A 19,743-nucleotide genomic window follows, 5' to 3' on the forward strand; every position below is an offset into this window, starting at 1 on the left:
TCGCGCTTTGGCAGCGGGGGGAGTGTAGCGATCTCTACAAGATCTGATGCCACAGAGGGCTCAAGACTCCGTTAACAAAACGTTAAATTATTCATCGACGGATCAGGGATGGAGAGGACTGTACAACCTCACCAGACCGGCAGTCCCGCGTTGGAGGAAAACAAGCGGTGGAGCAACCGGCTAACGGGGCCGGGAAGCGCTGAGGGACGGATGGCGGTCCGGCGAGGCGTCGGCCAGAACCTCTTGAAAGGTTTGGATCATTCGTTCGATATGGCGATCCTTGCTGAAGTGCAACTCGCAACGACGGCGGGCATTCTGCCCGAACTGCCGCTGGTCCTCCTCGTGGTCCAGCAACGCGCACATGCGCAGGGCCAGGTCATAGGGGTCGTTCGTATAGGCTTCGACGCCGCACTCCCCGTTGACGACCGTTTCCCTGAGACAGCCTTGATTCGTATAAACAATCGGCAGGCCAGCGGCCATCGCTTCAAGCACGACCATCGGCTGGCCCTCCTGCTGGATTCCCGGAAAAACAAAGATATCGGACGACTGCAGCACCGCGTCTTTCGTCAGCCCGGTTACCTCTCCGACAAACGTGATATAGGGCTCCAACCGGTGTTGACCGATGTACCATTCCGCCGTCTGCCGATGGAGCTCATGCGACCAGCTCCCGGCGAACACGAAGGCCACGTCGCGACGATGCCTGAGCACCGTTGGGATCGCCGCCAAGAGCACCAGCGTGCCTTTCATCCGGTTCAACGTGTTGAGATGCAGGATGCGCCAGGGCCTGGTGCCGTTCGGAGGATCCCGCCTCGGTTCGTCCCGGGACAACTCGACACCGTTCGGCACGACCGCAATCCGCTCGTCCGGGATGAGTCCGGCAAAGAGTCCGCGAAACGACTCCCCCAGCACGATCATTCTGGACACCGTTCCCAACACCGCGCGGGCATAGAAGCGGATCGGAGCCCAACTGGACTCGTACCAATCGCGCAACGCCCCGCCATGCAGATGCGCCACGATCTTGGCTCCCGTCAGCACCGCGGGCCAGATGAGCAGACTATCCCGGATAAAACCCAGCGTGGTTTGCGAGAGCACAAGGTAGACGACCTGCGGACGGCGGGCCAGCAGCAGACGCCAGAGACGAAACCATTGGCGAACAAAGAGCACGACGTCGTGCCAATCCGGATTGTTGACATGCCCGATACCCCGCCGGTCGGCCAGGTCCAGATGGCTCACATCGAACGACTCCGTCAATTTCGAATCGAGCAAAGTCCGAATCGCCACCGCCACACCGTGATAAGGCGGCGGTGTCGGACCGATGATCAGCAGCTTCGGCTTGTCAGACATGTCGCCCCTGGTTCAATCACAGATTTCCCTCCCGGCCTTCTACCAATGGGAACCGATCGGATTGCTCCGTGACGCTTCGCATGAACTTCACCATACGGGCGGCAGAAGGCCCAGCGTCGAACGCCCGCACATGTTCGTATCCGGCCCGCCCCATGCTACGCCGGTCTTCTTGAGACAGCCTAAGAAGTTTCAGAATTGTCGCAGACGACGCTCCCGCGTCATGGGGATCGATAGAAAATCCCGTCACTCCCTCTTTGACCAGGTCGCGCGTAGCGGCAGCATGCACGGACGACACAACGGGCAGTTCTGCGGCCATGGCTTCGCTCAGCACCAGTCCGAACGCATCGTACAAGGTATGAAACACGAACAGGTCCGCACAGGCGAGATACTGCGGCAGATCTTCCGCCTGCACGTAGCCTTCGAAATAAACATGAGGGATACGTTGTTCACTAACCATCTGTTCCAACGAAGCCCGTTCCGGCCCATCACCGAGAATCACCAGACTGACGTCCGGGCGAACCGGCGCGACCCGGTGATAGATCTCCAGCATTTCCCGACAGCCTTTCCTGGAAATGAGCTGGCCGATGGATAGGAGAACAACACCGGGGTAGCGACTACGGAGAACCTGATAGCCGGGACTCCGCCGGACGGCGTCGGTTCGTTCATGAATCCTCGACACATCAAGCGGCATGACGGCCCGCAAGACCCGGCGCGGCGGAGCCCCATAGTGCACAAACGCGTCGCGCGCCACGGAAGATTCCGCAATCGAGCCGTGGGCCGATCCGATCACGAGATGCCTGATCCAGCGCCGGATACGAGACGATTCGGCGCCGTCCTGCAGAGTCAGATGCGTCCAGGCCACATACTTCTTTCGAAACAGCCGGCAGTAGACGAACGCGGCCACATTCGCCGCGGCGAATCCTCCGCTCAACACCACGTCCGGATTCAGCCGCCGTAGCGCCCGTATCACCCCGTAATTCAGATGAATCGAGACATCGGCCTGGCGCGGGCGAATGTGAAACCCTGGCAACACCTGCACCGCGAACGGGATCGATCCCAGCTCCCATTGACGATTTTCCTCCCGCTCGGCCATCAGCAGGACAGTCAAACTCTCCACCTGCCCGGCCATCGCCGCAAACAGCGGGATACGATAGGGCGTCAGTATGTTCGTGACGATTGCAAGCTTCATATCGTCCCTCTGTTCGTCACTCGTTAGTCATCAGCAGCACTCATTTGCTCTTGTGGCATAGAACGGCATGATGCGCATAATAGAATTTGGCCCAAAGAGACTTGAGCAGGCTTGGCAGGTAGTAATTTGTGATCGTCATCCTCATGCGCTGGAGCCTATTGGCGGAATTTTTCTCAGACACAAACCTGATGGTGTCTCGATCAAGGATCGGCACGTACGTCCGTTCGGCAATCACGCTGAAGCCGTTGCAGGAGAGCAAGCGTCTGAAGGACGGCGCGGTAAAGAATTGGACGTGTCCGCTTATATTCCGAGTACGATCCCAGATCCATGACTTGAGCCTGCCTGCAAACAGATCTTCCAATGGGACTTCCGCAATCAGATAAGAAAACTCAAGATGCCGCAAGGATTGAAGGAAAACGGCCGGCGCTTCCAGATGTTCCAGGACATGACTTACAATGACGACGTCAACCTGTCGAGGGAGCGTTCCAGGGATCGTGATGTCCGTGCATATGGTCTCGATATTCGTGGTGGACCCCTTAAGGTATTGGAGCGCCTCAATTGAATAATCCGCCGCGATATATCGCTGCGCCAGCCCCCGGGTCTGACATTCTCGAATGACGGCTCCTGTCCCGCACCCCAGCTCCATGAGTGTCGTGGGGCGTATGGCGTGATGATTCAAGAGTTGTTCGATAGAGTTGGCCTTTTCAATCGCGCCTCTTCTCAACCACTCCGCCTCCGCGACAACCCGCTTCTGATATAAGGACTCGTAATAGTCTCTGCCGCAGACCGTCGAATCCTTGACTGGCGTACCAGATGAGCTAGTTCCCATCACGACCTCCGTTTCCCGCGATCCGACCAATTCTCCCTCTAAGAGCTTGGCCTGTCACAATTGACTTCCGGCTATCTCCGGCGTCATTTCACTCCGCCATTCGACAACAATGCCGACGATCCGGATTCCGACTGCCTCCGCATCAGGCAAGTCCGGAACAAATCGAGATCGACAACTCCAGAGGCTGCCAGAACCCCAAAATGGATCAGCAGATACCCTCCGAAAAGAACCGGTTCAGAGAAATCAGGAAACACCCACTTGCACGCGGCATAGATACCCGACGGCAAAATCAGCAGGATCCACTGTATCCTCGTAAAGAGTCGGATGCGTGCACATGTGATCCGAAAGACGATGACATTCGAAATTGAAAACATTACAAATCCCACGGTGAGAGACCAGGCGGCGAGGGCGAGGCCGTGAGAGGAGAATAGCCAGAAGGTGACTACCTGGAGTGTCAGTACTGCGCACTGGATGACGGCGCTGTACCAGGACCGCCCGGATCCTTCGATTGTCTTATAGAGGGCCTCAGTGGAGTAATACAGGGCGAACCCGGCGCACATCACCGGAAGGACAAGGCCGACGGCAAGATCGTCCCGTCCTAACCAGCGCTGCATCAGCGGCTCGGCGAATACCGCGACGCCGATCGCGCCGGGCAACAGGGCCCCAAGGGTCCAGCCGATCAGCGGACGTAACAGGGTGGTAAGATCCTGCTGCCGTCCCGCCAACAAGGCCGCAGCGCCGAAGAGACCGAGGAGCGGAGTCGTCATGACCGACATAAGTTGCGTACAGAGCTTGTAGGCGATTTCGAAGCTCGCCACCGATGCCAGATCCGAGGATCGCGCAATCAGGACTTTGTAAACCGGTTCTCGCATCGCGATACAGATTGAAGCGATCTGTATCCCCAGACCGAATCCAACCATGGAACGCACGGACCCGTTGAACAATCCGTACCAGCGGAGGGTGATATGCGGGAACCGCCTCCGTACCGTCCAGAAGAACGCTCCGAAAATAAACATATTCCCGCAGAGGCCTGCCCATCCGAGCCCATACACCGTCGGATCGACGGCGAGCGCGATCAGCGTCGTGGCGAAATGCACGCCCAACCAGGCCAGAAAGATCAGTTGAGACCGGAAGAGTTCCTGATACCCTTCGACAACCGCCTGATACGGCAACGCAAGAAGGCGCCAGACCAACCCGGCGATCGTCACCCACAAGACAAATATGGCAGCCTCCCGCAGTGACGCCGGGACGTTGAGCAAAACGGGAAACGCCTTCGCTCCCCACGCCGCTGTGCCGATCACCAGCAACAGCGCAACGGCGATATAGCTCCAGAGCGTGACGGAGAAGCACTGCCGGGCTTCGTCCGGCTCCTCACTATGCTTCGCAACGTGGTAGACCAGGCTATCCTTGAGGCCGAAGTCCGTGACGTTCATCAAACTGATGACGAGCGTGCTGAACGACCAGATGCCGAACTGCTCCGGACCCAACGCGTGAAGAACCGCCGGCGTGAGCACCAGATAAACCGGGATCGCCAAGGCGACCCGCACTAGCCCTGCCATCGATCCATGAAGCAGCTTTTGCTGGAGCGCAGGAACATTCATTGGAGTACCGGATCGAAACAACCGACAACCGGTTGCATCGCATTGAAATAGCCGGTCATGAATCGACCAGGGGAAAACTGCTGTTGCGCATGCAGCCGCGCGCGCGCGCCCATACCCCTCGCATCGACCGGGTGGTCGATCAGCCATTGAAGCCTGGCTGCGAGGTCCTCCGGATTGCCCGGCTCATATAAGAATCCGCACTCTCCGTCGATGATCAACTCGGGATGGGAGCCTGCACCGGCAATCACGACAGGAAGCCCCGCGAGCATCGCCTCAACGACCGCGATGCCGAATCCTTCATCGACACAGGGATTGACATAGAGATCCATCACACCAAGCAGATCTCCGGGATCCCGATATCCGGTGAATCGCACCAGCGCGTCCATCTGTAGCATGCGCACAAGCGCCTCGAGACGTGCGCGCTCCGGACCGTCGCCGACCAGCACCAGCTTGACGCGGGGATAGAACCGCCTCAACCGATCGACCGCCCGAATCAACGTCGCCTGATCGCGCTCCGGAATCAGCCCACCGATATGCCCGATGACCGGATCGGTCGCACTCAGCCCAAGTTCCTCCCGAACCGCCTGCGCAGGCGTGGTCGCCCGGCGTTCCACCACAGGGTCATGGAGATGGCAGAGCCGGCCGGCAATGCCGGAATAGGCGGCCTGAATCGAACGCAATGTATAGAGGGAATTGCAAATGACCCGGTCGACCCGGGGCATGATAGCCCGGGCCGCAAGCCGTCCGAGGCCCTGACGATAGTGCGCGCTGCTATGTTCATGATGGATGAGAGGAAGGCCGTGCCGCTTGGCTGCAAGAAAGCCCGTGATCAATCCACGCGTGTGATGCGAACACACCACATCCGGCCGCTCTTCCTCGATCGCCCGATCGAGCGCTCGAACAATGCGCACCGGCGAAACCGAGCCGACCTGTCGAACGCTTGAGCCCAGGCGGCTGATGGCGCCGTCAAGCGAGCCCGGCTGAAACACGGTGAAAACCAGCCGTCCCCGCTCCGGATCGATCGCTTCCGCGAGACGGAACAACTTGACAGGCACACCGCCGTACGGCGCTAGCAACTCGACAATGTGCAGCATCGTCAGCATCCCGACTCCCCTTCGCCATGGCCTCAGCGGACTTGGACATCCCTCGGCGCGGTTAGATCGCTGGCCGGCCTGCGCCGGTCGAAAAACTTCAAGGCCTCCACCTGTTCATCGGACAGTTGATTGTAGAGATATAAGGCCATACCGGATTGAGGCCAGCGGGACGTGATTCCGTCCAACGTGTCAACGAGCCATCGTCCCGACCGCGGCAACGCGCCTTCTCGAACGAGGTCATAGTTGCCGGCGATAATCGTCAGCCGGTCGGGATTTTTGAGGCGCGACCGGACCGCCTCTGTGCCGGCAACGTTGATGGACTTGTCATAGTCCATGCGGAAAAGCACGTCGATATACCCGCGATTCACCCACTCCACACTGTTCTGCCCGTTGAGATAATCCGTCAAGTCCGGATAGGCGTCGGCGCTGATGACCACACGAGGATTGACGGCCCGGACCGCCTCGGCAATCTTCCGGACCAGGCCGGTGACGGCCGATTCTTGATACTCGATCAGCGAGGGAACCATTCGAGGGGCCACACGAAACAACAACGCATCTTTCTCGAGGTCCCGCTGATAGCGGGCGTGATACTCGGCCCAGCACGCGGTCGTATTACACATCCCCATGGCACGGATGTAATCGAGGTTGACACCGTCGACATCGTAGTTGCTCACGACCTCGACGATCAGGTCTGTGATCCACGTGCGGAACCGGGAATTGTGAATGTCGAAAATGCCGAGTTTGCCGCCCTCCAGCACCCCCTGCAGCGCAAATTCAGGGCGCAGATCGGACCGGCGCAGTGCGACCGTGAACCAGGGATGCACTTCAATCCCCAGCGCATGCGCCTTCTCGATCACATAGCGAAGCGGATCGAACCCCGCTGCCGCCTGGGCTGTCAGCGCGGGATCCCATGGCGCCAGCCGGGAGGGCCACGTCGTGCCTGCGCCATACCACACGACCGGAATATACACATTGAATCCGGCCTCTTTGATGCGACTCAGGGTACGATCGGCAGCCTCGCGGGTCGTCCAGAATTGAAACGTTTCATCCAGAATCGCGCGCTTGCCGGCCATCGGCCCTCCCGCGACTCCCTGCGGCGGTTGGGCATTCGCAGTCGAAGGACCCGCAGCCATCATGACCGCAAGCCATAGCATGATCGCCAACCTGCTCACAGGCAGGCCTCCCTCGACTGTACCAGCGGAAAGCGCCTGGGCTCCGGTGTCCCGGGCGCGGACACCCACTCTGCTTCCACTTCCGGTGCGGCCTCTCTGCTGATAGGGCCTGCTCGTTCGGGCGAAGAGATTTGCGGTGCCAGGGAAGGAAGCGTGAGCGCCAGGACCGTGACATACCAAAACCACACCCCGTGCAGCACCGCTGCGCCAAAGATCACTGTCTCGCCAAGGTTGGCGATCGCCAGAAAGAGGAGGCAATAGAACTCAGCGGCATATTGTTTGGCGCGGTCGTACCGGAGAAAACACCACAGCGCGGAGAGGATCACAGCCACATACAACGCCGCGCCGATCCCCCCCGAATCCAAGAGCGCTTGCACATAACCGTTGTGGAGGGTAATCGCTCCCTGCGACGGCGAGTTGGACGATGCGCCCCCTGCCCCCCTCCAACCGCTTTCATTGAGCACCACCCCGCCGGCCGTGAACCCGTAGCCCAACCAGGGATGCTCCCAGTACCGTTGAAGCGCCTGCGCCCACATCGCCGTCCGTCCGGACAGATTTTCAATCGAGTCCTGTCTGAAAATCTTTGCCCCTTGCGCCGGAGTCATTCGTGTGCCGATCACGATTCCCAGACAGAGCACCGTCACAATCAGCGCGGCGACCATCGGCACGAACGTCCGGCGCCAACGCACATACCGAATCCCCGCCGCGCCCATGCTGACAATGGCTGCAACCCAGAACGTTCGTGAACCGGTCAGAAAGAGACAGGGGAGACTGGCGGCGATACCGATACCTCGTATGGTCCAATGCCACCGGACAAACAGGCAGAGTCCGAACAGGAGGCCGGAAGCTGCGCCCATCATCGCGGGTTTACTGAAAAGCCCCCGGAATCGAAGCCCCTCGAACGTCTGTTCAAACGTCAGAGCCGGGAGCCAGACCCGCAGCAGGAGACTGACCAAGCACACCACGGTCAGGGCGATGAGCATCGTCCGGGCCACAAAGAGGGGTTGTCGAGGATCGACTTTTGCCGCATCTAGAAAGGCCAGCGCGAACAGGAGAATCGCCGCCAGCGCTAGAATTTGCAAGGAGACAAACAACGGGCTCATGGCTTGGGGGATTGCAAATACCAGGGCAGCGAAATAGAGACCGAGCACCATGTGCCACCGATTGAAGATGCGTCCCCCGGATAAAGCGAGCCATCCTCCGCCGACGGCTAACGCCGTCCCTTCCGACAAGGCCCGGAGAACGAACCGGTCTCCCAGCGGCGTCGCATCCTTTGCCAATAGAGCCACAATCAAGAGAACAAATGCGACGAGCATGGAACGTCTTCCTTCACCGGAACCGATCGAAGGTAAATGATGATAAATCCTACGCTCCCGCTGTTACGGATTCGTTAAGGCCTGGTTGCAGATGAGCGAACTTTGCGGCTGGCGGGGTAACCAGACAAGCTGAGGCACATCAGCATACTAGCGATAGGAGCGATGGCACCCCCATGGTAGAGGTGCCATCCTCCCCACACCATTAGCTAATAGTCCCCGCATGCGTCGAGAAGACGGTGACCTTCGATCCCAGGTGGTCCTCCGAGCATGCTGGCTCAAGAAGTCACCGATGATATTGGACTTGAATACCAGAGGTAACGGCACCAACGTCACGACAGGCTACTCTAGCTTTGGCTTGCCCTCATTTTCCGTGGAAACGTCAGCGCTATCTCTTGATCATTACGTAACACCTCCGTGCTAGGTTTCCTACGAAACAATGAGGCGAATAGTTCCACTTTGTGGTTAACAGAATTGTACTTAGGAGGTTGTATGAGCAATGCGATAGCAGCCTTAAACTATGCGACTCTTGATGATGCGGTGGCAACACTTGGCTCAACCGCAACTACTCTTACAATTAGCACTGCCCTTTCGGTGGCGATGAACACCACAGTTCCATCTACTCTCACTCTTGAGTTTACGGGCAGCGGGTCGCTCGTGATTCCCAACGGAGTGACTCTCACGATCAACGGTTCAATCAAAGCCCCGCTCACCACTATCTTCACAATCCCTGGGACGGGTGTACTTAGGTTAGGGCCACGTTGTAGTGCAAAGTTATATCCGCAATGGTGGGGTGCGAAGGCAGACGGTATTGCAGACGACCAAGGCGCAATTCAAGCTGCATTGGATATAGCAGCAAATGGACATACGAATGGTGCCTCCTCAATAGTATTTCTCCCAGCCGGCAATTATGTGATTTCATCCCGCCTCAAAGTGCCTCCTGGAGTCTCATTAATTGGCCAAGGTTTAGAAGGCTCTGTTATTATTCCCACAAGCTGTGACGCCATTACGATGTGGGGATCTGACTGGGCAGGTGGATTCGCTCTTCGCAACATCATACGTGGCATCCAGGTCGATATGGTTAATGCTTCTAGTAACGTGGCTGTAAATATCAATACGGGCTATATGATCAAGATTGAAGACTGCATGTTTTGGAATTGCGGTGCTGGCGGTATCGTCATGGCCAGTACAGCAACAAACTGTACCATCTGGCACACAACGGTTACGGGGCTGGACGCCGCTACCGGTACAGGCATCAGCATATCAGGTTCAAGTAGTGTCAACTTCTTCGACGTAGATGTTGAGGCCTTTCAAGATGGGATACATTGTACGGGTGGATTCACGTATGGTTTTTTTGGCCTATATATGGAACGTAACAGTAGTCGCGGGCTTGTGCTGGACGCTTGCCAAGGGTGTACGATCCAGGGCGCGGTCCTCAACACTCCGAATGGAACTTCACCTAACGCGATTGCGCTTATTAATGGCACCGTCAAGACTGTCATCCTTGGGGGAACGTATTCGACACAAGCCTCTCCCGCACCAACGATCGCCATTTTTGATAGCGGTGGATCAGCAACTAATTACGTATTAAAGGCCTTTGTCAACGGAGGGATTTCTGCTGGTGTGACAGTGATATAAGCATCAGCAATACGGAGTGAGCCCGGTTCGCCCCGCTGGTCTATGCGTGTGGTAGGCCCCATGGGACCTGAAAGTGCAAGACCACGTTGCCGGAAGAATCTGACCGGGTTACCATCTCCATTGAGTCGATAGTGTACGCCCATGGCTTGCGCGTATGCCATGACAATAACAGTGATTCGCGCGAGTCTTGAAAGAACGAGGGCCCGCTCTCTCAAAGAGAGCGGGGGCTTTCGATCTGACCATGGTTTCCTCACAAGAAGTCACGGATATTGGACTTGTATACCAGAGGTAACGGCACCCTGTGCTTGTGAATTAAACAGCACATTCTTGCGGTCCGTAGCCGTATCCTGGTAGGCACTGGTTGATCCTTGAGCTCTCAGACGGCTCCCAATGAAGGTATTATGGTGGGATGATTCCCAAAATCCTATTGGGTAACCCGATGCCGGACCATCAATTTGCACACCAGTAAATGTGTTGTAGCTCGCCCCTGCTTCAAGACGAATTCCGTACGCCGCGTTTCTTTCGAAATGACCTCCGTGCACATGCACGCTTTTTGTTCCTACCCCAGCACCGTTTATCCGCAAACCGTGAAAGAAAGATTCGATGTCAGGATTGTAGAAATTTACTTCTGCTTCCGTAACGAGAACTCCTGTTCCAGAGAATGTTGGCAAACCATAGACGCTTACATCCTCAACTGTAATATGTCCCGCATTTGCGATCGAAATACCGCCTCCGCTTCCTGCGTTATACACCATGAGATCCTGAATCTTTATTGTGTAGGCTGAGTCGATAGCAATGGCTCTAGATCCCCCAGCGTTGGTCATGTTGATGAGAAGCCCTTTTATCACATTCCGAAACCCAGACCCCCCAGGCATGTCAGACCCAAATATCGTGACTGCATCGGTGCCATAAGGAAGAAGCACCGACGCAAACCCGACTCCTGTTCCCACTAAGTCAACATTCCTTTTGACAATCAGACGGCTCGTAATTTTGTAGGAACCAGGCGGGAAATAGACAATCCCGTGAACCGTCTCGCCATGATCGATCGCGGCCTGAATTGCCGAAGTGTCATCGATAACCCCATCTCCTACAGCCCCAAAGGCTCTAACATCGATCCATGGCCCCTTAGTAATGATATCGTCGAATCTCGTAGTTCCCATAAAAGTACAATTCGATGTGCACTGAGCCATCACCGGCAAATTCAGGAATAAAAGCCCCATGAGGAAGAAACCTACAGAGAGAATGCATCTCATGCCTGCCTCCTTGATAGAAGATGATACAGCCATTTAAGAGGATACCGACGTAGTATTACGGAACACTCTCGTAATGGTCAGCAGACCGTTACATTCCTCCGAAGTTGTAGGAGAGAGGAAAAGTCCCTCGCACAATCTATATTGGGTGGTAAGACTGTCGACCAACACCCCTCCTACCAATTTCTCGCTGAGATACGCCTCAGATAATCGTTAAGGCCTAGTTGCAGATAGGCGAACTTTCCGCTCGATCCGGGAAGCCAGCCGGCCTTGAGCTGGTACGAGACCTGCCTCTAGCCCCTCAGTGGCTTTCTGCATGGAACTAGACGGCGAATTCCTTGGGCAGATGCGGCCCACATGGATTTTGTAACGATTTGTTTACAGAGACTCGCTGCCGGCTGTAACCGACGACACCCACGTTGACTACCGGCTGTACGGAGACGAAACACATGAACACCGGACCCTTCTTGACTCTGCGATATATTCTGACGGTCTGCGCCCTGCTCGCGTCCTGCGCAAGCTTCGTTGACCAAGCCGATGCAGCCGGCCCGGTCGCCTACCGAGACTGTGCGTTGTCCTGGAATCCGAATACCGAATCCGATCTGGCCGGCTATCGGGTCTATATGGGACGAAGTCTCAACCAGCTCAACCGGATGAGAGACGTGGGTCTGCGCACCGCCTTTCGCTGTTCGGAAGGCGACGCAGCCGAAAACGGCCAGTGGTTCGGCACGGTCACGGCCTACGATCACAGCGGGAACGAAAGCGCGGCGGCGCAGGCCGTCCCCTTTGAAATCGTCGGATGGCCGGACCCGGTACTGCCGGCAGAAATTCATGAACCGTCCTCGGCCCGCCTCGTGAACACGACACTGGGAGCGATCCTCGTCTGGAACGATGCTAATGTGCCGTCCGTCTCGCATCGGGTTGAAATATCCAGCTCGCTGGTTCCCGCCTGGACCACTGCCGTCGTGCAGCCTCCGGGAGTCCCCATGTTCTCCTATTTTCAGCTCGCCGGCGCCGAGTGGGTCTGCTACAGAGTCCGGGCGGAACGAGGCGCGCTCGTCTCTCCCTGGGCGCAGGCCGGTGGACCAACCGATCGCCAATTCTGCACGCGCCCGGCGGAACTTCCGACGATTGCCCAGCCGATTCTCGCGCCGACGATCCTGTATGAGCCGGAATCGGTCCGCTTGGCCGCATCCCCTCGCGGCTTTACTCTCTCGTGGGGACGCCCCGGTGCCACGACCGGCCCGGCCTATCGGATTGAAGTCAGCGGGGCGCTCGATTATCGCTGGACGACGCTGGCAGTCCTTCCGCCTGGTACCAACGAGTTCCGCTACTATCGCGCCATCGACGCTGAGTGGGCCTGCGTCAGAATCAGGGCTGAAGTAGGGCGCGCGGTCTCTCTGTGGTCTGCGGCAGGAGGTCCGACCGATCGGCAATTCTGCTTCAAGCCCTCTTCTCCCGTCGCCAGCAACCCCTAACAGGCTGTTGACAATGTCCGCCAACGGCGTTCTCATCATCCGTGAAGCGTTCCTCGTGAAGCGTATCTCGCGAACGTGCCCTCGCCGATCCTATAACGAGAGACGAACGACGCTTCACGAACAACGGACAAAGCGGACGGCCTTTCTGAACAGCCTGCGGGCCATACGGATCCTATCCGTGATCTTAGCCCAGACTTCCTCACCGGAGCCGTTATCGAGATTATCAACAGCCTGCTAATAACCTGCTCGGATCGACGTATCCGGAACCCACGTCCTGAACGGGCCGGGAGGAGCGCTTTACGCTCCTCCCGATAGTGAACAGCTTCACTTTTCTGCTCGCTTCACGTTTCACGCCTCACGTTTCACGGTGCACTGAACGCCGCTGGCGGACTTTTTCAGCATCCTGCTAGGCCGCCAGCTCACGGCGCTTCTTCCAGGCCAGGCCTCCGACGCCCATCGCCCCGCTGGCAAACAACAGAAACGCGGCAGGAACCGGCACGGGCGCCGGGGTCAGGCCGACGGCCTTGCCCTGCAAGAAGAACGTGGCGGTCCGGTCCTGTCCTCCCTTGCGCGACCAGTCCTGCTCACCCTTGAACGCGCCGCGCTCAAAGAGATGATTCCAGGACAGGCTGAATTCCGAGGTCTCCGGGTTGAACAATCCCTTGGCAAGACCGCCGATATTCCAGGCGCGCACCTCGCTCCCGCGGCTCCAGCCGAAGAACAACGAGGAGAGATCGACGCTCAGCGACGACCCGTTGATCGTGGCGGAGGGCGCCGGAGCGCCGGTCATCCCGCTGGTGAAGAGTGAGTAGGTGGTGCATTGCTTCGTGATCGGATCCACGATCTCCGTCATCGACTGAAACGATCCCATCTTGATGACCCCGTCACGGTCGAACAACCGGTCGAGCGTGCGGCCATGTTCGCCGCTCCAATTCACCGCGCCCGAGGTGAATTCCAATTGGCCGATCGAGACCGCGTGGGCGCGGCCCTCCAGCCCCACGAGCGACAGCGCCGCCGTTGCTACCACCGCCACCGTCAATGCGAGTACACCTTTCATCGCGAACTCCTTTGGTTGTGAGACGAACTCTATGAGTTCGCCCCGGTGTGAATGTGAAGATGAACCGATGCGCTTCGATGAATCCGTTCTACGTTGCATTTCGTAACAAGCCGCTGTGAGGAGCATCCCGGCAAACCCATTCTGGGAGCCATGGATAACATCCGTGTAAACTTTCGATCCTGGTTCGATTAATTTTGGATCAAGATTTAGGGGGCGAGCGAAGAGCCCCACCCTTATGAGGGAGCATGACTGATTGTCAACAAGCTCGCTGAGCAATTATGCTCAGTGGGGACGGCTATCACTGCCGTCGTCCACCCAGCCGTCCGGTCAATATCAAGCACGAAGCGTTCCAACGAACCTTCCCACTGATCGCCTTCGCACCAATGACCGCGTCCCTCACGAGAGAGGCCGCGCGCAGGAACAGTCTACCGCTCAGGCTTACTGTATCGCGAGAGGAGAGGCAGAGGGTCGAGAGGCAGAAAAAGACACCGGCCCCCGCCACAGGATCACTGCGACGGGGGCCGGGACAAGCGGGCCGATCGTGGCCCAGGAGACTAGAGGACTGACTGGGTCTTGCGGAATCCCAGAAGTCCCATCAGGCCGCTGCCGAAGAGCAGCAGCGCGCCAGGAAGCGGCACCGCCGCAAGCTGGGCAGACCCTTGGAGGGAAAACGTGCCGGACTGCAAGAACGGAATGTTGTATCCCGTAAAGGACTTGGTCCAGGACACGTTGAAGGCGTTCGTCAGTTCATTGAACGACCCGGCGGCGTTGCCGCCGACATTCAACGACGCCATCTGTGGATTCGTGTTAACCCAAGACCAGCCGGTGCTGGTCACCCCGGCGAAGAGTGACTGGAGATCCGCCGTCATGACCGCCCCGGTCGTCTGTGCGGTCGGAGCGGGAAGATTGAGCGCTCCACCGTTGCTCGTGAAAAGGGAGAACGTGAGGTGGGAGAGTGTGATCGGAGTGAAGATGTTCGGCAGAGGCTGGTACTGCCCCATGACCAACTGCCCGTTCTGCGTGAAGGTGCCGGACACCGACCCCAACGAGCCGAAGTTCAGATTGACCGATCCGCCGGTGATGTCGAGCTGCGTCACCGACGCTGCCTGCGCGGGAACCGGCGCAACCGACAGCACCATCACAGCCAGGAGCGCGAATGCTCCTCCCCATGACATGAATCGTTGAAGGTGTCTCATCACTGCCATCCTTCCCAGGTGGCTGCCGGGAGTCTCGCTCCCGAACAGCCACACTGCGCGAGTATGAAGGGCTCGATTACCGGCACTCGGGGTGAGCGCCTGCCTTCCAAATGAGCGGACCCTTGTCCACGTTCTTGGTCACGAACATTTCCTCATCGGACGCCCAGTAGGCGCCGGTGGGAATGATGCCGATGGTGGCTTGCGCCGAGGCATTATCGACATAGGCTTGAGCCAACGCGTCGATGGCCGCGCCTTCGGAGGTCGTCCGGCGATTCAGGCGCCAGCCGGCCCAATAGGCATACTTGCCGCAACGGAGGTCGCGCTTTTCGTTGCCGACTAAAGCCGGATCATGGGCTAACCCGCCATCAAGACGGACGGTATAGCCCAATCCGGCGTTGGCGCCGCCCGGATTGAAGCTCACCACCGTATCTGAGTCCATATAGCCGATGGAACGGCGATTGCTTGCCAGACAGGTCAACACACCCGACGAACTCGAGCTGAATACCGACGTGGCATTGGCCAAGAGGGTTTCGGTCGAATTGATCATGACGGCTTCATCGAATGTCGCCTTCGTGCCTGAGCCGGCACTGCGCATGCAGAGGGTGATCGGCGAGGTCGCTTCTAACACACCGGGAGCCGCATCGGTCACCGTGCCGAATCCCAGTTGCCTCCAGTCCGTGACTTGCTTCGAGAAAATTCGCTCGATCTCCAGACGGGACAGTCCGGCGATCGGTCCGCCCGGAGCGCCTGCCACATCCTTCACTACTCCCTTACCCACATAAATCGAGAATGGCACGATGGCCGCCACCACGCTATTGAGGCTGCTGTCGTCCAGCGGGCTCACCGTCGTCCCCAATGGGCCGGCCTGGTGAAATGACGCGCCCTGCACATCGGAGGCGCCCAGATGAACCGGGAGGCTGATCGTATTGCCGTTGTTGCAACCGGTTGTATTGTTGTACTGCTTGCCGTCCGACGGTCTGGCTGCCACGTTCGGACCCGTGCAGCCGGTCGTCAGAGTATGGTCGAGGAACAGCATGTTGGAGGCCGGATTGGCAGCCGGCTGAAGCAGCTTGTTGACGCCGTCGCTGGACCCGGTCGCCGAATAGCGCATGATCACGGGCAGGCCCCCGCGGTTGCAGGTCCAGGTGACCTTGTTGTTGTCCGCGCTCGAAAACCGGCTGGGAAGCGGCGCGGCGTCGCACAAATTCAACGGCACGTCTGTCGCAAAGTTACGCCCGGCGGACGAGCCGCCGACATTGAGGACGGTCTGGGCCTCGGCGGTTCCGGCCAGGCCGGCCAGCGCCAGCGCGCCGGCGAGAACTGACACATATTGTGTCGTAAACTTCATGGGTGATCTCCTTCAAATAAAATAATGTACCTGTTGGTTTCGATCCGTACCCTATGCGGCCATCTGGGCAAACTTGCGCCGGGCGATTCCGACGAGCCCGATCAAGCCGCTGCCGAACAACACCACGCCGGCAGGAAGGGGAATGGGAGCCACGTTCGGACCGGGATTGCCGATCGTCAACAATCCGCCAGCGGTCAACAAGACCCGGCCTACCTGGGTGAACGCGTTGGTTTCCACATCGCCACGCATAATATTGAGAACATTATCGAGGTTGCCCTGCATCGCCCGCTCCCAGGCTCCTTCAAACTGACCCGATCCGGAGGTATTGAGATTCTGCGAGAAGGACCGGTTCAAGGAATCGGACTTGCTGATCGTATCTCCGTCGAAGAGCGGCAGTGATGACCACACCGCCGACGCGATGAACTGTGTTACGAAATCCTTCGTCCCGGTCAGCTGCGCCGGAGTAAAAGCCGTGGCCGCATGGATCTGTCCGTTTGTCAGACTGGTATCCCAGCCGAACACGGTGTACTTCACCGGGTTCCCGCCGACTTGCGCCGCGGCCAATCCCGCGGAGGCATCAAAGTCGAACGTTGCGCCGGAGCCCAGTCTGGTGTTGTAATTTCCCAGATTATAGAGCGCCTCGGTGCTGTTCCCGTAGATCGCCAGCACCAGGTCGCCGTCACCGAAGGTGAACGCCTGCGCCTGTCCGGCCATGCCGGACACCGCCGTGGCTACGGCTAACGCCGCCGCCATCATCATCCGCTTGATCCCTTGAACTTTCATACGACCCCTCCTTGATTGTAAAAATGACCTGTACTGCTGCCCTGCCTTCGATTCCTGAACTGTCCTCGCTCCCATCACCCCCTCTCTTTCCGAGAAGGGCGCGCAAATCTTTTGATAGATTCACACTGCCGTTCTCTCGTATCCGTGTTACAGCCACGTCACCCTCCCATTTGAGGGTCGTTAACAGTGCGTTGCCGCAGTGTTGCGGATCGGGCGAAGCCCGGCGGGCCACTCGCTGCACGTGAGGAGTTGTACGCGGGAGAAGTTACCGCGCGATCAACGGAGCTTGTGGGAAGGGTAAATTGTAGATAAAGAACGGGAAACAAACGGCCGATGAACTACTGCAGGATGCTCCAGCAAGGCGGTCTGCTTCGTCCGTCGTTCGTGAAGCGTCGTTCGTCTCTCGTAGTAGGATCGGCGCAGGCACGCTCGCGAGATACGCTTCACGAGGAACGCTTCACGAGGAACGCTTCACGGATGATGAGAACGCCGCTGGCGGGCTGTTTCAGCATCCTGCTATGTCGGCGGGAAGAATTTTACGACGATCGTATGATCCATCCCCGGCGGAGGCGGACGCACCTCCGTCACTTTGGCCAGCGCATCGAGCGCGGATTGATCGAAGAGGAGACTGCCGGACGAGTTGACGAGGCGGAACTGCAACACACGACCCTGTTCATCGATCACCAACTCGCAGAGCACGGCATATTCCAGATCGTCCGGGAGCGACGCCGGGGCCTGATACTTCGACTGAATCGACGCGGTCAAGATATCCGTGTAGCCGGCGAATCGTCCCCGGCCTTTCCCAATGGCAAACGGATCGGTGCTCACCGGCGGCGGCCCCGGCGCATCGGACGCCTTGGGTGGCGGCGGCGCTTCTGCCTGCTGAGGGGGAGGTGGAGGCGGCGCCTCTTGCGGCTTCGGCTCCGGCTTGGGCGCCTCCGGTTCCGGTTCTGGTTCCGGTTCCTTTTCAGGCGGAGGGGGCGGCTCCTCTTTCTTGAAGGCATTCAGCTTGTAGACCTTGATGAGGTCCTGCCCCCATTGGGTTTGCGCCACCCAATAGAGTCCGCCGCCGATGCCGACATGCACCAGCCCGACGATCAACAGCGTCGTGCCGAGCTTGCTCTTCTTTTTTTCAAATCCCTTATAGCCGGCCATCTCTTCAACTCGTGAAACGTGAAACGTCGTGCGTGAAGCGCAAGGGGGAAGGCGTCCAACTCGTGAACGGTGAAGCGTGAAACGTGAAGCGTCCCTCGTGAAGCGTCCGAATCCGCAATGAGATACGCTTCACGTCTTCTTCTGGCGCTTCACGCTTCACGAGGGACGCTTCACGGTCTTAAGGTTCATTGAATGGTTTTGTGGCAATCGCCAGATCCTCGACCGGAATCCGCTGGAGGATGTCGAGCACCGCGACCACGTGCTTGTATTCCACGCCGGAATCGCCGCGGAGTACGAGCGGCAACTTGCCGCCCTTGGCCGCTTTCAGATCGCGAATCAACTTTTCCAGTTCCGTAATCTTGACCTTCTCTTCGTCCATGTAAATATCGCCGTTCTTCTTCACGGAGAGGGTCGGCGTCGTGGTTTCCATTTCCGTTTCGTGCGGAGTGGACTCCGGCAACTTGAGCTCGATCCCCTGCACCGCCGCTGTCGTCGTGATGATGAAAATCACGAGCAGCACCCAGGCCAGGTCGAGCAACGGGGTCATGTTGATATCGGCGACCGCGCCGTGCGATTTGCGGGAAAAACGTCTCATCCCTGCCCTCCGTATCTCGTCTCACGTGAAGCGTGAAGCGTTATGTCGTGAATTTCGTATCGTGTGAAGCGTGAAACGTCATGCGCGAAGCGCCCGAATCCGAAACGAGATACGCTTCACGTTTCACGAACAACGCTTCACGTCTTCTTCTGGCGTTTCACGCTTCACGAGCCACGCTTCACGTCCTTAGAGCTTCTTGACCAGGTTCCGCAGCATCCTCGTTTCATGATCGAGCTTCTCAATGATAAGATCCCGGATATCCCGTTGGACAAATCCAAGGTCCGACGATATCTCCACCTGCGTTTCCAGTTCGGCACAGGAACCCAATGCAATGAAAAGAAATTGCCGATATTCCTTGCTGTGGAACCGATTGAACCCTTCCGCCACATTCGATGGAATCGAAACCGATGCTCTTCGCATTTGCGCGGCTAAGCCGTACGCCTCGACCCTGGGGTATGCCGCGGTCGCTCGATAGACATCCAGCACGATCTCTTTCCCCATTTTCCATACATCCAAATCTCGAAAGTTTCGAATCTTCATGGGCGCCCTCCTGTGCTGCAAACGCTACCATGCTATGCGGCATCTGAGGAACACCCTGTCAATTCATGAGGTGTGAAACATATCTCGTGAAGCGTGAAACGTCATGCGTGAAGCGTCCGATCCGAATGCGATACGCTTCACGCTTCACGTCCTTTCCCACA

17 protein-coding genes are annotated in these 19,743 nt (G+C 58.0%); 2 read left to right on the forward strand and 15 right to left on the reverse strand.

Features of this window, described 5'->3' with window-relative positions:
* Positions 1-180 precede the first annotated feature (180 nt).
* The 7 genes from Q8N04_16285 to Q8N04_16315 form a co-directional block, all read right to left on the reverse strand.
* Entirely contained in the window at positions 181-1,344 is a 1,164-nt protein-coding gene (locus Q8N04_16285; GenBank protein ID MDP3092232.1) for a glycosyltransferase family 4 protein, read from the reverse strand.
* A 16-nt stretch (positions 1,345-1,360) separates the two neighbouring features.
* Entirely contained in the window at positions 1,361-2,533 is a 1,173-nt protein-coding gene (locus Q8N04_16290; protein ID MDP3092233.1) for a glycosyltransferase family 4 protein, read from the reverse strand.
* A gap of 40 nt (positions 2,534-2,573) precedes the next feature.
* A complete protein-coding gene (locus Q8N04_16295; GenBank protein MDP3092234.1) occupies positions 2,574-3,362 on the reverse strand; it encodes a class I SAM-dependent methyltransferase in 789 nt (262 codons plus the stop codon).
* A gap of 83 nt (positions 3,363-3,445) precedes the next feature.
* A complete protein-coding gene (locus Q8N04_16300; protein MDP3092235.1) occupies positions 3,446-4,963 on the reverse strand; it encodes a lipopolysaccharide biosynthesis protein in 1,518 nt (505 codons plus the stop codon).
* Positions 4,960-6,066 (reverse strand): glycosyltransferase family 4 protein, encoded by a 1,107-nt coding sequence (locus Q8N04_16305; protein ID MDP3092236.1) that lies wholly within the window; start codon positions 6,064-6,066, stop codon positions 4,960-4,962. Before Q8N04_16305 ends, Q8N04_16300 begins: the two co-directional genes overlap by 4 nt.
* Positions 6,067-6,089: 23 nt before the next feature.
* Positions 6,090-7,229 (reverse strand): family 10 glycosylhydrolase, encoded by a 1,140-nt coding sequence (locus Q8N04_16310; protein ID MDP3092237.1) that lies wholly within the window; start codon positions 7,227-7,229, stop codon positions 6,090-6,092.
* On the reverse strand, positions 7,226-8,545 hold the full coding sequence (locus Q8N04_16315) for an O-antigen ligase family protein (GenBank protein MDP3092238.1): 1,320 nt from the start codon (positions 8,543-8,545) through the stop codon (positions 7,226-7,228). Before Q8N04_16315 ends, Q8N04_16310 begins: the two co-directional genes overlap by 4 nt.
* A 489-nt stretch (positions 8,546-9,034) precedes the next feature.
* Here Q8N04_16315 and Q8N04_16320 point away from each other — a divergent pair, with 489 nt between their 5' ends.
* A complete protein-coding gene (locus Q8N04_16320) occupies positions 9,035-10,180 on the forward strand; it encodes a glycosyl hydrolase family 28-related protein (protein ID MDP3092239.1) in 1,146 nt (381 codons plus the stop codon).
* Positions 10,181-10,440: 260 nt separating this feature from the next.
* Here the strand turns inward: Q8N04_16320 and Q8N04_16325 are convergent, their stop codons facing one another.
* Complete coding sequence (locus tag Q8N04_16325) at positions 10,441-11,433, reverse strand: glycosyl hydrolase family 28-related protein (GenBank protein ID MDP3092240.1); 993 nt, start codon at positions 11,431-11,433, stop codon at positions 10,441-10,443.
* Positions 11,434-11,879: 446 nt separating this feature from the next.
* On the opposite strand from Q8N04_16325, the gene Q8N04_16330 reads away from it, so the two are divergent.
* Positions 11,880-12,908 (forward strand): hypothetical protein, encoded by a 1,029-nt coding sequence (locus tag Q8N04_16330; GenBank protein MDP3092241.1) that lies wholly within the window; start codon positions 11,880-11,882, stop codon positions 12,906-12,908.
* Positions 12,909-13,314: 406 nt separating this feature from the next.
* On the opposite strand, the gene Q8N04_16335 is transcribed toward Q8N04_16330, so the two are convergent.
* The 7 genes from Q8N04_16335 to Q8N04_16365 form a co-directional block, all read right to left on the reverse strand.
* Positions 13,315-13,965, reverse strand: a complete 651-nt coding sequence (locus Q8N04_16335) for a hypothetical protein (GenBank protein MDP3092242.1) — start codon at positions 13,963-13,965, stop codon at positions 13,315-13,317.
* A gap of 554 nt (positions 13,966-14,519) precedes the next feature.
* The gene (locus Q8N04_16340; GenBank protein MDP3092243.1) at positions 14,520-15,161 is read right to left on the reverse strand and encodes a PEP-CTERM sorting domain-containing protein; all 642 of its coding nucleotides are present in this window, start codon (positions 15,159-15,161) and stop codon (positions 14,520-14,522) included.
* Positions 15,162-15,237: 76 nt separating this feature from the next.
* A complete protein-coding gene (locus tag Q8N04_16345) occupies positions 15,238-16,509 on the reverse strand; it encodes a substrate-binding domain-containing protein (protein ID MDP3092244.1) in 1,272 nt (423 codons plus the stop codon).
* A gap of 51 nt (positions 16,510-16,560) precedes the next feature.
* The gene (locus tag Q8N04_16350; protein ID MDP3092245.1) at positions 16,561-17,292 is read right to left on the reverse strand and encodes a VPLPA-CTERM sorting domain-containing protein; all 732 of its coding nucleotides are present in this window, start codon (positions 17,290-17,292) and stop codon (positions 16,561-16,563) included.
* A gap of 516 nt (positions 17,293-17,808) precedes the next feature.
* Positions 17,809-18,447 (reverse strand): TonB family protein, encoded by a 639-nt coding sequence (locus tag Q8N04_16355; GenBank protein ID MDP3092246.1) that lies wholly within the window; start codon positions 18,445-18,447, stop codon positions 17,809-17,811.
* 178 nt (positions 18,448-18,625) lie between these two features.
* Positions 18,626-19,042: a biopolymer transporter ExbD gene (locus Q8N04_16360; protein ID MDP3092247.1), complete on the reverse strand. Its 417-nt coding sequence runs from the start codon at positions 19,040-19,042 to the stop codon at positions 18,626-18,628.
* A gap of 186 nt (positions 19,043-19,228) precedes the next feature.
* On the reverse strand, positions 19,229-19,582 hold the full coding sequence (locus tag Q8N04_16365; GenBank protein ID MDP3092248.1) for a four helix bundle protein: 354 nt from the start codon (positions 19,580-19,582) through the stop codon (positions 19,229-19,231).
* Positions 19,583-19,743: the final 161 nt, after the last annotated feature.

The organism is Nitrospira sp. (assembly GCA_030692565.1).
Classification (GTDB): domain Bacteria; phylum Nitrospirota; class Nitrospiria; order Nitrospirales; family Nitrospiraceae; genus Nitrospira_D.

Coding starts and splice junctions, on each gene's coding strand:
- Q8N04_16285 (MDP3092232.1), bottom strand. CDS start 1,344: ATGTCTGACAAGCCGAAGCTGCTGATCATCGGTCCGACACCGCCGCCT.
- Q8N04_16290 (MDP3092233.1), bottom strand. CDS start 2,533: ATGAAGCTTGCAATCGTCACGAACATACTGACGCCCTATCGTATCCCG.
- Q8N04_16295 (MDP3092234.1), bottom strand. CDS start 3,362: ATGGGAACTAGCTCATCTGGTACGCCAGTCAAGGATTCGACGGTCTGC.
- Q8N04_16300 (MDP3092235.1), bottom strand. CDS start 4,963: ATGAATGTTCCTGCGCTCCAGCAAAAGCTGCTTCATGGATCGATGGCA.
- Q8N04_16305 (MDP3092236.1), bottom strand. CDS start 6,066: ATGCTGACGATGCTGCACATTGTCGAGTTGCTAGCGCCGTACGGCGGT.
- Q8N04_16315 (MDP3092238.1), bottom strand. CDS start 8,545: ATGCTCGTCGCATTTGTTCTCTTGATTGTGGCTCTATTGGCAAAGGAT.
- Q8N04_16320 (MDP3092239.1), top strand. CDS start 9,035: ATGAGCAATGCGATAGCAGCCTTAAACTATGCGACTCTTGATGATGCG.
- Q8N04_16325 (MDP3092240.1), bottom strand. CDS start 11,433: ATGAGATGCATTCTCTCTGTAGGTTTCTTCCTCATGGGGCTTTTATTC.
- Q8N04_16330 (MDP3092241.1), top strand. CDS start 11,880: ATGAACACCGGACCCTTCTTGACTCTGCGATATATTCTGACGGTCTGC.
- Q8N04_16335 (MDP3092242.1), bottom strand. CDS start 13,965: ATGAAAGGTGTACTCGCATTGACGGTGGCGGTGGTAGCAACGGCGGCG.
- Q8N04_16340 (MDP3092243.1), bottom strand. CDS start 15,161: ATGAGACACCTTCAACGATTCATGTCATGGGGAGGAGCATTCGCGCTC.
- Q8N04_16345 (MDP3092244.1), bottom strand. CDS start 16,509: ATGAAGTTTACGACACAATATGTGTCAGTTCTCGCCGGCGCGCTGGCG.
- Q8N04_16350 (MDP3092245.1), bottom strand. CDS start 17,292: ATGAAAGTTCAAGGGATCAAGCGGATGATGATGGCGGCGGCGTTAGCC.
- Q8N04_16355 (MDP3092246.1), bottom strand. CDS start 18,447: ATGGCCGGCTATAAGGGATTTGAAAAAAAGAAGAGCAAGCTCGGCACG.
- Q8N04_16360 (MDP3092247.1), bottom strand. CDS start 19,042: ATGAGACGTTTTTCCCGCAAATCGCACGGCGCGGTCGCCGATATCAAC.
- Q8N04_16365 (MDP3092248.1), bottom strand. CDS start 19,582: ATGAAGATTCGAAACTTTCGAGATTTGGATGTATGGAAAATGGGGAAA.